The sequence below is a fragment of the Hydrogenophaga sp. L99 genome, assembly GCF_058731905.1.
The window spans coordinates 585,413-598,090 of record NZ_CM178972.1; the positions used below are offsets into that span (position 1 = coordinate 585,413).

Annotated in this window: 12 protein-coding genes and 2 pseudogenes; 3 read left to right on the forward strand and 11 right to left on the reverse strand. The window is 62.4% G+C overall.

The features are described from left to right. Positions 1 to 41 precede the first annotated feature (41 nt). On the forward strand, positions 42 to 1,469 hold the full coding sequence (locus tag AC4QBL_RS02785; RefSeq protein ID WP_182121097.1) for a DUF5666 domain-containing protein: 1,428 nt from the start codon (positions 42 to 44) through the stop codon (positions 1,467 to 1,469). A 179-nt stretch (positions 1,470 to 1,648) separates the two neighbouring features. Here AC4QBL_RS02785 and AC4QBL_RS02790 read toward each other — a convergent pair. The 5 genes and pseudogenes from AC4QBL_RS02790 to AC4QBL_RS02810 all read right to left on the reverse strand — a co-directional run. Then, a pseudogene (locus tag AC4QBL_RS02790) lies at positions 1,649 to 1,771 on the reverse strand (NUMOD1 domain-containing DNA-binding protein); the annotation flags it as partial. Positions 1,772 to 2,108: 337 nt separating this feature from the next. Continuing rightward, complete coding sequence (locus tag AC4QBL_RS02795; protein WP_472908494.1) at positions 2,109 to 2,624, reverse strand: hypothetical protein; 516 nt, start codon at positions 2,622 to 2,624, stop codon at positions 2,109 to 2,111. Next, positions 2,621 to 4,159, reverse strand: coding sequence for an IS66 family transposase (gene tnpC / locus AC4QBL_RS02800; protein ID WP_472908493.1), 1,539 nt, complete (start codon positions 4,157 to 4,159; stop codon positions 2,621 to 2,623). The genes AC4QBL_RS02795 and tnpC overlap by 4 nt, the downstream gene beginning before the upstream one ends. Positions 4,160 to 4,259: 100 nt before the next feature. Continuing rightward, a complete protein-coding gene (gene tnpB / locus AC4QBL_RS02805; protein ID WP_472908492.1) occupies positions 4,260 to 4,607 on the reverse strand; it encodes an IS66 family insertion sequence element accessory protein TnpB in 348 nt (115 codons plus the stop codon). Further along, complete coding sequence (locus AC4QBL_RS02810; RefSeq protein ID WP_472908495.1) at positions 4,604 to 5,008, reverse strand: transposase; 405 nt, start codon at positions 5,006 to 5,008, stop codon at positions 4,604 to 4,606. Before AC4QBL_RS02810 ends, tnpB begins: the two co-directional genes overlap by 4 nt. 133 nt (positions 5,009 to 5,141) lie before the next feature. Between AC4QBL_RS02810 and AC4QBL_RS02815 the strand changes: the two are divergent. Further along, positions 5,142 to 5,396: pseudogene (locus AC4QBL_RS02815) on the forward strand (ATP-binding cassette domain-containing protein); the annotation flags it as partial. 265 nt (positions 5,397 to 5,661) lie between these two features. Here the strand turns inward: AC4QBL_RS02815 and AC4QBL_RS02820 are convergent. The 4 genes from AC4QBL_RS02820 to istA are packed head-to-tail and all read right to left on the reverse strand — an operon-like array spanning position 5,662 to position 9,532. After that, positions 5,662 to 6,984 carry an ISL3 family transposase gene (locus AC4QBL_RS02820; RefSeq protein WP_472907315.1) on the reverse strand — a complete coding sequence of 441 codons (1,323 nt, stop codon included), beginning with the start codon at positions 6,982 to 6,984 and terminating at the stop codon, positions 5,662 to 5,664. A 55-nt stretch (positions 6,985 to 7,039) separates the two neighbouring features. Further along, entirely contained in the window at positions 7,040 to 7,273 is a 234-nt protein-coding gene (locus AC4QBL_RS02825) for a hypothetical protein (protein WP_492131625.1), read from the reverse strand. Further along, complete coding sequence (istB, locus tag AC4QBL_RS02830; RefSeq protein WP_472906280.1) at positions 7,270 to 8,034, reverse strand: IS21-like element helper ATPase IstB; 765 nt, start codon at positions 8,032 to 8,034, stop codon at positions 7,270 to 7,272. Before istB ends, AC4QBL_RS02825 begins: the two co-directional genes overlap by 4 nt. After that, complete coding sequence (gene istA / locus AC4QBL_RS02835; RefSeq protein ID WP_472906279.1) at positions 8,021 to 9,532, reverse strand: IS21 family transposase; 1,512 nt, start codon at positions 9,530 to 9,532, stop codon at positions 8,021 to 8,023. Before istA ends, istB begins: the two co-directional genes overlap by 14 nt. A gap of 869 nt (positions 9,533 to 10,401) precedes the next feature. Here istA and AC4QBL_RS02840 point away from each other — a divergent pair. Then, on the forward strand, positions 10,402 to 10,734 hold the full coding sequence (locus tag AC4QBL_RS02840; protein WP_472908487.1) for an oligopeptide/dipeptide ABC transporter ATP-binding protein: 333 nt from the start codon (positions 10,402 to 10,404) through the stop codon (positions 10,732 to 10,734). A 124-nt stretch (positions 10,735 to 10,858) separates the two neighbouring features. On the opposite strand, the gene AC4QBL_RS02845 is transcribed toward AC4QBL_RS02840, so the two are convergent. Both AC4QBL_RS02845 and phnE read right to left on the reverse strand, forming a co-directional pair. Beyond that, positions 10,859 to 11,863, reverse strand: coding sequence for a phosphonate dehydrogenase (locus AC4QBL_RS02845; protein ID WP_472908488.1), 1,005 nt, complete (start codon positions 11,861 to 11,863; stop codon positions 10,859 to 10,861). A gap of 20 nt (positions 11,864 to 11,883) precedes the next feature. Further along, a complete protein-coding gene (phnE, locus tag AC4QBL_RS02850; protein WP_472908489.1) occupies positions 11,884 to 12,669 on the reverse strand; it encodes a phosphonate ABC transporter, permease protein PhnE in 786 nt (261 codons plus the stop codon). Positions 12,670 to 12,678 lie beyond the last annotated feature (9 nt).

Sequence of the window (12,678 nt, forward strand, 5' to 3'; positions counted from 1 at the left end):
CCATAGATTCCAATTGATCGCCCGAAATAAGTAGCCCTCACATGACACGTCAAGCAGCCTTCACCCTCAACACCCTGATAGTCTTTGGTGCTACGCTGGCACTCGCCGCGTGCGGTGGTGGAGGCGGTGACCAGGTGAACACTCCTCCAGTGCAACCATCGCCAATGTCCACCGTTTACTCCGGTCCGATTAGCGGCTTTGGATCTGTGATCGTGAACGGCATGCGGTTTGAAACGGTGGGGGCCAGCCTGTCGGACGACGATGGCAGCCCGGTTCGGTTGCAAGACTTGGCGCTTGGCATGAGTGTGAACATCGATGGCATGGTCGATGACAACACCGGGCGTGGCAGGGCCAAATCACTTTCGCTGGTACATGGCAACACCGGCGCTATCACCTCAATCGACCGCTCCAGCCAAACCATCACGGTGATGGGGTTGACCGTCAAAACCAATACTGCCACCGCCTATAAAAACGTAGCGTCATTCAGTGCACTGGCGGTTGGAGATGCAGTTGAGGTCTACGGCACACTTCAATCAGACAACACCGTGCTGGCGACCCTGATCGAAAAGGAGACAGGCACCTACACCAACAGGGCGGTAGGCCGCGTGAGCAATCTGGACACTAACGCGAAGACGTTCAAGATAGGCTCCTTGGTTGTCAATTACGGCACAGCCACGGTGATTGGCGCGCTCGCTGAAGGCCGACAAATCAAGGTCACGGCAACGCAAGGTTCTGTCAACAACGTGTTGATTGCCAACTCGATCAAAGTCACCGATGGCGCTGCCTACGGCTCGAGCGTCGCATCGGGCACCTTCCTGAAGATCAAAGGTGTGGCTGAGGCTGTCCCCATCAACGGGCTATTGACTGTCTCAGGCACACGAGTGAACGTTGCCCAGGCAACCTATGAGGGTGGTACTACCATCGCGGCTGGTGCCTTACTGGAAATCAAGGGCACTTGGGATGGCACCGTGTTGCAGGCCAGCAAAGTTGAATTGGAACGCAACGACCGGGACAACGATGGCTATATTGATCGCAATGAGCTTTATGGATCGGTAAGCAGTATCACAACCAGCAACGGCAAAACACTGGTTGTGATCAACGGAGTGACGGTCGATGTGACCCAAGCGTATTTCAAGAACGGTAGCTTGGCGCAACTTGCCGTAGGGGTGCCAGTGGAAGTGAAGGGCTCTGTCCAGGGCAGTGTATTCATTGCATCCAAAGTCGAATTCAAGTCTGGCTCCAATTCATCCCCTGGCGATTTCGAATACGAGCAATTTGGCCAGGTGACGGACTTTGTGTCAGTGACCAACTTCAAAGTCAATGGCGTGCGGGTTGATGCATTGAATGCACGCTTTGAACACGGCACTGCCGCCAATTTGGCTAACGGCGTGTACGTTGAAATTAAAGGTGCGCAAAATGCCCAAGGGGTATTTATTGCTCGCGAGGTTGAATTCAAAACCGGGCGCTGATCCGGTGTAGCGCTGGCAGCCAACTCGCCCCTGCCAATGACCTGTCGATTCGGACGGCTCTCTCAGAGGGCCGGCTTCAAACTGTCTTATCAGAGTGAATAGGGCTGTACTTCCCCCGATCAGTTTGGTCGTTCAAACGATCACTGACGCGTCAGCCAAGGGTGCGCGCTTGGATCGACTTCGCACAGGTACTTGCGGATGGTGTTGCGCGAGAAGCCAGTGCTACGGGCGATCTCCCTGATGGACTGCTGCTCTCGCAGGGCCCAGCTCCTGATGACACTCAGTGTTGCCACGTCTATCACTCCTGGTCTCCTGCTGCTCAAAAAAGCAGCAGGTTAGGGTTGGTACGTGGGTCAGGTTTGGATGGAAATCAACAGAGTTTACCGGCTGCTCTTGGCCGGAAGTGTGAGGCCGAAATGAACCCCGATCGCGGCCGTTCGATTTGATCGGCAGTCGGCCAGAGATTGCTTTGAGCGACGCGCTGGAACAGGAGTTTTCGGCCACAACCCGTCATTCACTGTCGCTTCAGAAAAAGGGCATAACTCCCGACGTCGGTCAAGCTTGACGGATGAAGGAACACGGTCGCACGTAGACTCAAGAACGTAAGCGTCGCCTCAACACCCTCTTGACGAGGGCCGTTCAGATGTCCACCACGTGACGCAGCAAGCCGAATCCGACCCGCCAGCTTTGGCCGTCACCCGTGTCGATGGTGGCGGTGCGCTGGTTGATCCGGGTGATGATGCCCACTTGGGTGGTGAGGTAGCGGTCTTCAAACGCCACCTTCTCTCCACAGCGGAAGTCGCTGCGCTGCGGTAACGGCATTGCGGGCGGCGCGACTGGTTCGGCGGGCGCTGGCCCGGCCCCGGCCGCCGGCGGCTCGATCGCGGCATACGGCAACTTCCATTCACGCCTGGTCGCCGGCTCGTGCAGCACGACCTGCGTATCGCGCAGGTCCACGACCTTGCCGCTGCGCATCTGGCCGTCGCGCCAGTCCAGGAATCGCACCGTCTGGCCCAGGTGCATGTTCAGGCGCACGGCAATGATGCGCTTGGGATCGGCGAGCATGCGCTCGATGATGGTTTGCAGCTGGAACAGCTCCAGGCTGCTGGCCCGGCTCAGGGCGTCCAGCAGCTTCGGATCGGCTCCTTGGCTCATGCAGCCTTCTGCAGCTGCTGGCCGGCAATGTTCCAGGGCAGCAGTTCCTCGACTCGGTTGATCGGATGCTCGCCAATGCGACCGAGCACGTCGCGCAAGTAACCTTCCGGATCCAGCCCATTGAGCTTGGCCGTCTCCAGCAGGCTGTACAGCGATGCGGCGCGCTCGCCGCCATCGTCGGAGCCCATGAACAGGTAGTTGTTGCGACCAAGGGCCACCCCGCGCAGCGCCCGCTCGGCCGCGGAGTTGTCGATCTCGATACGCCCGTCGTCGATGTAGCGGGTCAGCGCTGACCAGCGTGCCAGGCTGTAGCGCGCAGCCTTGGCCAGTTCCGACTTGGTCGACACCTGCGCCAGCATGGCGTGCAACCACTCATTGAACTCCACGAGCAGCGGCCCGGCTCGCGCTTGGCGGTGTTGCCGCCGGACGTCCGGCGGCCGGCCGCGCACCTCTGACTCGATGGCGTACAGCGCCTGGATGCGCCGCAGCGCCTGCGCGGCGAGGCTGCTGTCGTCGCGGCCATGCTCGACGTACAGATCCCACCAGGGTCGGCGCGCATGCGCCCAGCACGCCGCTTCAGTGACTTGGCCGCTGTCGTAGAGGCCGCCCCAGCCGCCATAGGCGTCGGCCTGCAGGGTGCCGGTGAACCGTGCGAGATGGCTGCGGGGATGCTCGCCTTTGCGATCGGGCGAGTAGCGGTACCAGGCCGCCGCCGGCGCACTGCTGCCAGCGGGTCGGTCATCACGCACATACACCCACAGCCGCCCGGTGCGCGTCTTGCCCTGGCCGGGCGCCAGCACTTTCACCGGCGTATCGTCGGCGTGCACCTTCTGAGCGGCCAGCACGTAGCGCCCCAGTGCCGCCACCAACGGGTCGAGCAGATCGTGCACTTGCCCGACCCACCCGGCCATCGTGGAGCGGTCGATCTCCACGCCCGCGCGGCCGTAGATGCGGCTTTGCCGGTACAGCGGCAGATGGTCGCAGTACTTGCTGACCATCACGTGCGCGAGCAAGCCAGCGCCAGCAACGCCGCGGCTGACCGGCCGCGCCGGCGCCGCCGCCTGGAAGATCGTCTGGCACTTCACGCACGCCAGCTTGGGGCGCACGGTGCGAATGACCTTGAAGCGGGCCGGCACGTACTCCAGCTGTTCGGAGACGTCCACGCCGATGCGGCGCAGACGGCCGCCGCACGCGCTGCAGCCACACGGCTGGCCCGCAGCGTCGTGGTGCGCCTCGCTCGTTGCCGGCCGATGCTCTTGGGTTTCGCGCGGCAGGTGCGCCGGCAGGCTGCGGTCGATTTGCGCGTTGTTCGCCGCCGGCTTGCCGGCCGCTTTGCGACTGGCCAGTTCATCCAGTGGTGCTGCCTCGATCAGGCTGCCCTGGGCCGCATCGAAGCGTTCACTGGATGTGCCGTACAGGGTTCGGTTGCGTCGTGCCAGCTGCAGCTTCAGCTTGGCCACCATCAGCTCGAGCAAATCGCGTTGCGCCTCGCTGGCCTGCAGACGCCGCTTGAGAGCCTCGACGTCGTCGGGCATCTCGTTGGGAGTGTCGCTGCGGCCAGGCACATCGCTACTGTGCCAGCTCGGTCACGGCTTGCCTATCAGGGCTGCACCGGAGGCGACGTCATCCAGTACGTCACGCCGCCAGCCGCGGGGCATCCGTGCGCACAGGCATCCGCCAGTCGATGCCTTCGAGCAGCATCGACAGCTGCGCCGGCGACAGCGCCACGCTGCCGCTGTCGGCCTGTGGCCAGACGAAGCGGCCACGCTCCAGGCGCTTGGCCAGCAGCAGCAAGCCTTGCCCGTCGAACCAGAGCACTTTGAGGATGTCGCCTCGACGGCCGCGGAAGGCGAACACGTGGCCGCCGAACGGATTGGCGGCCAGCGTCGTTTGCACGATGGCGGCCAGTCCGTCAAAGCCTTTCCTCATGTCCGTGTGACCCGCCACCAGCCACACGCGGGTGTTCGCAGGCAAACCGATCATGTGCGCAGCGCTTGCAGCACCATCCGCAGGTGCGCCGGTTCGGCGCCGTGGTGCACACGAACGACGGCACCGGCGATTTCGATCTCGATCGGAGGACCGACCGATGCAGCTTGACGCGTTGCAGCGACGACGCCCAGCTCGCAGGACTGCGGCCCCAGGACCACCGGCAAGACCACAGGCGTCCGTGCAGGCTGCGCCAGGTGCTCAAGTCGCATCCAGCGTCGAAGTTGGTTCGCATTGATCTCATGGCGCATGGCCAGCGCCGCCGCGGAAACGCCGGGGCGGGCGGCCTGGGCGACCAGCCAGGCCTTGAAGGCGGTGGAGAAGACCCGCTTGCCGTTGGCCTTGACGCGCTCGACGCGCTCGCCATGCCAGTCTGAGGTGTGTCCGCTGTCTTGCATCGTGGACACATGCTGACCTGCTCTCGCGGTCAGCTCAATAGGGCCCTGAGGCCACGCTTACTCAAGAACGGACAGCTAGCCCCTTGCAGGTTTGCCAAGAACATCCTTGACACATCCATGGTGCTGGCCAAGCCTTAACTGGCTGATGAAGAAGGTGGGGCTGCGTCCTGAAATGGCTGACCGCCTTCCGCATGAGTTCTCCGGGGGGCAACGTCAGCGCATTGGGATTGCGCGGGCCATTGCATTGAATCCAGAATTCATCATCTGCGACGAACCGGTCTCTGCGCTTGATGTTTCTGTGCGAGCGCAAGTGATGAACCTGCTGGCGGATCTGCGCAAGGAGTTTTCGCTATCCTATTTGTTCATATCTCACGATCTTTCGATCATTTGTTAGCGGCGGTCTAAACCCGCGTAAATTTGGCGGCGGTAAGTGGTGGCGGAATTTGGTGACGTAATCCGGCGTTCATTTTTGGTGGCCGATTCTGGGTGCGGTTTTCGGTGCTGAGCGTGCCAACAACAAGGGCCCCGTCAGGGGCCCTTGTTGTTGGCGCGGGAGACTCGTTGGCGCTCAGAACGGCAAGTCCGTGTCAAAGTCTTCCAGTGAATCAGTGGTCACGCGCTGGCTCAATGCCGATCTGCATGGAACTTGACCTTCAACACCTATGCGTGCTGAGGCCTGCGAAGCGCGGCGCTGCGTACTCGAACGGGTTGGCTGGAAGGTGCTTGAGCTTGGACAGGCGCAGGTGCGCAATGGCGATGAAGTTCCTGCTCGTTCTGAATCCGCGTGCGGCCCGCTTGGCGTTTTGCATCAGCCCATTCATGGCCTCCACAAACGCGTTGCTGCGTCCTTGCTGCATGCCCGTGATGACACCTTCGAAGTGCGTCTTGAGCGTACGCGCCAGCCGCTTGAAGGGCTCCAGGCGCGAGCGCATGGCCCAACCGATCCACTTGGTCAGACCCGTGCGGGCGACCTCTTCACCGTGACCCTGCGCCGCTGCCTCATACACCTCGCGCAGCGCCCCCTTCATGCGCCAGGCCCGTGCGCTTTGCAAGTTCGTGCGCTGCAGGGTGTACATCGCCTGTATGTGCCGCTGATTCCAGCTCGCATGGTGCGTGCGCATCGCCCAGCTCAGGCTGCGCCTGCTGGCGCGGTCCAGCTCGCCCAGCGCTTGCGCCACGGCGGTGGGCCGGCTTTTGAATTCGGCCGCGCGCACCTCATCCATGGCCTTGCCCGCCAGGGCCGCCACATGAAAGCGGTCATAACAGATGGCCGCCTGCGGCAGTTGCTGCTGTGCCCCTTTCAGGTAGGCCGCACTCATGTCCATGCTCACATGGCTGATCGCCTGGGCGCTCCCGCCATGTTCGGACAGGTCTTGGGTGAAGGCATTGACCGTCTGGTGATCGCGTCCCTCGGTGACAAAGAGCAGGCGCTTTTGCTGCAGATCGTGCACGGCCGTGACGTATTCGTGGCCCTTGCGCAGACTGGTCTCGTCAATGCCGATGTGGCGCACGCCGCTCATGTCGTCCTTCTGACGCGCAAGCTTGACGTAGTGCTCAATGCGCCGCCACAAGGCTTTGGCGTCGGCACGCAGGTGACGGGCCGCGTGGGCCACGGGCAGTTCTTTGCACAGGCTCAGCGCCAGCGCTTCAAACAGCAGCGTGAAGCCGCTGCCCTCGCGCGCCCAGGGCACCGGCACCTGGCTGGTCTTGCCGCAGGCGGTACAAGCTACGCGGGGTATGGCCGCGTGCAGCCAGGCTTCGAACTGGAAAAAATCCAGATGGCGCCAAGATCGCTCAATGCTCTCGTGGATGCCTTGATCGGGTGCGCCGCAGTGCGGGCAGGTCAGACGCCGCTCGGTGCAGACCACTTCAAAGTCAATGCGTTTCTTGGCGGTGCTCAACTCGGCGCGCTCGACACGCCAGGGGGCTTGCAGCCCAAGGGCTGCGGTGAACAGGGCTTCGGTGCTCAGGCTCATGGTCGGTTACGAAGGTGTCAGGGTGGCGGCAATCAGGCCAGAGTATCCAGCAACCTCACGCACTCAGCACGCATAGGTGTTGAAGGTCAAGTTCCATGCAAATCGGCATTGAGCCCACGCGCTGCGCACGCAGCAGATCCTGGATGACCCCTCCGTAATGGGTCCAGACGCGATCGCGCAGATCATCGAGCAACTCCATCACCGCCATGGCTTGTTCCGGTGTCCAGGTGTCGTCCACCGCGAATGGCAGCCCTTGGCGCAGTCCTGAAGGCGGATGCCACGGTTTCATACGGTCTCCTTTGAAGGCTTGCGCTTTACCGTGCGCGCCCGGGCATGTTCTTGCGCCTCCTTGTGCCGGTACGAGTTGCCCTTGATGCCAACAATTTCGGCGTGGTGAACTAGGCGGTCCACGAGGGCGACCACGCAGGCCGCGTTGGGGAACACTTCGCCCCACTCGGCAAAGGACTTGTTCGTGGTGATCAGCGTGCTCTTGTGCTCGTGGCGCCGGCTGATCAACTCGAACAGCAGATCGGCATACCGGCTGGAATACGACAGATACCCGACCTCATCAATGACCAGCAGCGCGGGTCTGGCGTAGTGGCGCAGTCTTGTACGCAGTGCCGAATCGCTGTCCAGGCTGGCCAACTCGCCCAGCAGCTTGCCGGCGGTGGTGAACATGACGGTGTGCCCTTGCAGCACCGCCTGATGTGCAATGTTCTGGGCAATGGTTGTCTTGCCCACGCCAGAAGGGCCCACCAGGATGGCATTGCTGGCACTGTGCAGAAACTGCAGCGTCATCAGCTCGCTCACGCTGGCCTGGTCAATCTGCTCGGGCCAGCTCCAGTCGTAATCCACCAAGGGTTTGAAGCGCCCGATGCGCGCACTGTGCAGCCGGCGCTCCATGGAGCGGCGACTTCTCTCGTGCTCCTCCCATTCCAGCAACGTGCCCACCCAGGGCTCTGTGCAGCAGGTATCCCAGTGGGACAGCACCCCGTGTAGTTGCAGCGCCTGGGCTCGGAGTTTGAGTGTGGCCGAATCAGTTGTTGGCATCGTCACCCTCCTGCGTGAGGCGGTCATAGCCGTCCAGGCTGTGGGGGCGCACGGCGATGTCGCGCGCGCGCACCTGCGCAGACAGGGCCACGCCCAGCGGGGGCGGGGTTTGCTGCTGGCTCTTGCTCTGACGCTGGCGCTCAAGCGCCAGACGAACCGCATGGGGGTGCGGCACACCGCGGCTCATGGCGTCCGTGACGGCGGCCATCATCTGCGTGCGTCCATGCACGTCCAGGAGCTCCTGCAACTCACGGGCGATCCGCCCCAACGGCTCACCCCGCTTGGCCGCCTCTGTCAGCAAATCCTGCACCTGAGGAAGCGCGTGTACCAGGCGGTCCGTGTCGCGGTGCGCTCGCGCGCCTCGCTTGTGCTGCACCAGGTCCTGCACATGGGCCTCGATCTCGATCTGCTGAGCCTTGTCCCAGCAACGCGGGTGCGAGGCCAGCGCCTGCTGGCCGTCCAGAATACGCACCTCACGCAAGCTGGCGTGCACGGTGAGGCTGCGCTGAACGTGGGTGTGGGGGATGGAATAGTCGTTCAGATCGAACCGAACGTAGGGTGTCTTGGCCGCTGTAACGCCGCGGATCTCATCGCAACAAAACGGTGTGGCCGGGATGTCCATCAGGTGCGAGCGCTCTTGGTCAAAGGCCTGCTGCACCGACAGCTGGGAGTCCTCGGGGCAGCGCCGAGCGCTGGCAGGACCAGCCACCCAGGCATCGGCCTGGGCATTGAGATCGTCGATATCGGTGAAGCTGCGTCCCTCAAAGAAGGCGGTGCGGATATAGCGGATGGCCCGCTCCACGCGCCCCTTCTCATTGCCCCGGGCCGGGGCCACGGGCCTGGCCTCGAAACGGTAGTGCGCCGAGAGTGCCAGCAGCGTGGGATTGAAGCGGATGGCCTGCCCCTTGCGTTCGAGCACCGCGCTCTTGAGGTTGTCGTACAAGACGACCCTGGGAACGCTGTGCCAGGATTCAAAGGCCTGGACGTGCCCGCGCAGGAAGCTCTCCATGTGCGCGCCCAGGAAGAAGCGCAGGAAGATGCGTCTGGACCAGGAAAGGACCATCACGAAGGCCATCAAGGGTCGGCGGGCTTGCCCGATCTGGATGTGGCCGAAGTGGCCCCAGTCGCATTGCCCCTGTTCACCGGGCAAGGTGCGCAGGCGCAAGTAGGCCTGTGCTGGGGGGCGCGGACGGTGGCGGGCGACGATGTGGCGAAAGTGGTCGGGGCGCCCCTCGTAACCGCGCTCGGCGGCCATGGTGTGCAGCCGGCTGGCCGTGAGGTTGGGGAACTGCTTCAAGGTCTCCTGGATAAAGGGCAGGTAGGGGGTCACGCCCGAAGTGCGTTGTGCGGGCACGATTGGGGCCGCGCCGGCCTGGGTGAGCACGCGCATGACGGTCTCGCGGTGCACGCCCAGCTGGGACGAGATGGTTCCCACCGGCCAGCGCTCGGCGTGGTGGTAGCGCAGGATCTGCGCCTTGAGTTCAGGTGAAATGGCCATGTGAGTCGGTACTCCATACGGAAGGTTGGGATGGATGGCGAAAGCGGCATCGCAGAAAGTCCTGACGCACAAAAGCCGAGACCGAACGGCCGCAAAACTGGCACTTGCAGCGCTGGCTTGCGTCTGGATTCAGAGCGGTTGCGTCGCTGGATGGGAGTACATCAGCGCAGGGCGGTGGTGGGCCACCCTGATGCGTCACTATTTGTTGGCGCGCGCGCCATTGCCCCTGGCGTGTGGCGTGAGCGTGGCGGCCCTTGCGGCTGTCCTGGTAGCGTTTGGCAGCGGCGCGCTGGGCGCAACTTCTGGCCTGGAGTGAGCAGACTGCGCTGCAGTAGCGCTGGCCGCGGTCGCAGTGGCTGCAGATGAGCACAGGGCTGCGACACAGGGCGCACAGAAAACGTCTGGGCGGTGGTGACGGCGGCTGTGGTGGTGCGTGTTGGGCAGTGGGCATGGGCGGTCCATTCCCATGCGTGGGCCCACGCTGCTGGACAGCCACGCCCGCTTCGTGAATACTGACAGCGGCAACGGCGCCCTCCAAAGCGGTGGGTCTCGGGGCGCGACAGTGGGTTTACCGGAAAGTGACTGTCACTGTCGCGCCTGCTTCTTACACAGGTAGGCGATATGTAACGCAAAACACCAGCGCTGCGCCATACCCCTGCGCTGGCTCAAGCCCGCTCGCCATGGCCAAAGCAGGCACGCTCAGGACACGTCTGTGCCCTGTGCAACGGGCACCCTTCGATTCAAAGGAAATTCAAAGCAGTCAGCTGACTGCCGCGGATGACCGCCACCGACTGCTTGCCGACACCAGATTTACGCGGGTTTAGAGCGCCGCTAACATCATTCGCCACATCGCTGACCGAGTGGCTGTGATGTACCTTGGCCGCTTGGTTGAGGTTGGCTCACCAAGGAAGATATTTTCTGCTCCGTCACATCCCTACACTAGAGCATTGCTGGACTCGTTTCCCGCGCCGGACCCCTCCAAAGCTGCGACCAAAAACCGACAGATTCTGCGTGGCGAGGTTCCCAGTCCCATCAATCCTCCATCCGGGTGTAGATTTCATCCACGCTGCCCGATTGCAACTGAACTGTGCGCGAGGGAGCAGCCAGAGCTGCGACCGATGACACACGGTGACTTGGTCGCATGCCATTTCCCGTTGCACGGTGAGTACCTCGCTAGGAAACCAGATATTGCGATCGGTTGATCGCTTCAGCCAAGCGCGTCGTCGAATCTGGCACCCTTACTTCTCAGCAGGGGTTCTACGCGATCGGTCACGCTAACGAAAAACGTTGAGCTCCCCCACATCGGTGGCATGCACGTCCTGCAGGTCATCCAGAGCAGGGCAACGCCGGCATAGGATCCGCTCGATGGAATGCCTCACAGAGATCCAGCGGCTCGCTCCCACTCAGCGCGAGTAGCAAATTTTCAGCAGCGCGCAACTCGATAGCGAGACGGACCTTCTTCACAGCCGATCCGATGTGGGGAGTGAAGACGGTGGAGGGGTGTTGCAAGAGTTCCGGATGAATCTGGCGTGGACGGTCTGCCAGCAGCCAGTCTTCCATCTCGTACACATCGGCGGCGTAGGCACCCAGGCGCTCGTCCTTGAGCGCCCGTGCCACGGCAGCCTCGTCCACAACCGAGCCTCGCCCAATGTTGACCAGGATCTGCCCCCGCCGAACACCTTCAAGCATGGTGTCATTGACGAGGTGACGCGTTACGTCCAGCAGCGGAACGGCCAGAATGACATAGTCGGATTGCGACAGGGCCTCACCCAGGCTCACCATGGTCAGGCGTTCGTCATCACCATGCGGGTCCACGCCCAGCAGTTGAGCGCACCCAAATCCGCAGAGGCGGTCAACGATGGCCCGTCCCACGGCGCCCAGGCCAACGACCGACACGACCGAGCCGTGCAGACCTATTCCATACAGCTGAGGACGCCAGCCGGCGTAGCCCCTGCGAATACGGGTGTCACCAGCGAGCACGTGACGCGCAGCGGCAATGGCCAGACCGATGGCCAGCTCTGCCGTGGGCTCTGTCAGAAGGTCTGGCACAAAGCTCACGCTGACCCCCGCTTGTGCACAGGCCATCAGGTCAAAATTGTCATACCCTTTCAATGCGCAAGCGATGGTCTTGAGCCTGGGAGCGTGCAACAGGGTTCGCTGATCTACCCGGTCAGGCATGAACGCCATCATGGCGTCGGCGTCCTTCAGGTGGAGGTAAAGCTCTTCCTCGCTCCAGGGCTCAGGCCCTTGATTCATCACTACATCACCGGCGGATCGAAGACGCGCCAGAACTGCTTCATGGATGGGCTGCGTCACCACAATTTTCGGCATCATTACCTTCCTCTCTCTTTCTATTTCAGATGTTTGCGAAGCGCCGACCCAATGCCGTCGACCACGAGCACGCATATGAGGATGGACAGCAAAATGGCGGAGACCTCGTCGTACTTGATCAGGCGCAGAGCTGCCATGAGTTCGAAGCCAATGCCGCCCGCACCCACGATGCCCATCACTGCCGATGCGCGAAAGTGATATTCCCATCGGTAGATGGTGATGTCCGCCAACTGGGGCAAAACCTGCGGTAACACAGCATGGGTGATGACCTGAAACCGGCTTGCGCCCGCGGCCTTAGCGGCCTCCAGAGGTTTCGGGTCCACGTGCTCTATGGCTTCGGCGTAGAACTTGGCCACCATGCCCGTGGAATGCAGGGCCAACGCCAGCACACCAGGCAATGCCCCAAAGCCCACGGCCGCGACGAACAGAATGCCCAGGATGATTTCAGGCACAGACCGAAATGCAGCCAAGATGGTTCTGACGATTCGCCCAACCACCGCATTCGGCGCGGTGTTGGGCGCCGCAACCAAGGCGAGTGGCAAGGACGCCACAACGGTCAAGGCCGTTCCCGCGATCGACATGGCCAAGGTGTCGCGCAGTGGAATGACCCAATGCTCCCAGCGGGCGAAGTTGGGCGGCATCATTTCCGAAGCCAACTGCTGAATGGCGGGGCCCCCTTCGATGAAACGCTGCGCGTCAAAAAAACCGGTGACAAACAAAGCCAGCGCACAGACCAAGAGCACGACGCAGGCTGCGCCCAGCCGTTTGAGTCGCCGCTGTCCGTCGATGGCAATAATGGATTCCAAGGCAACCGA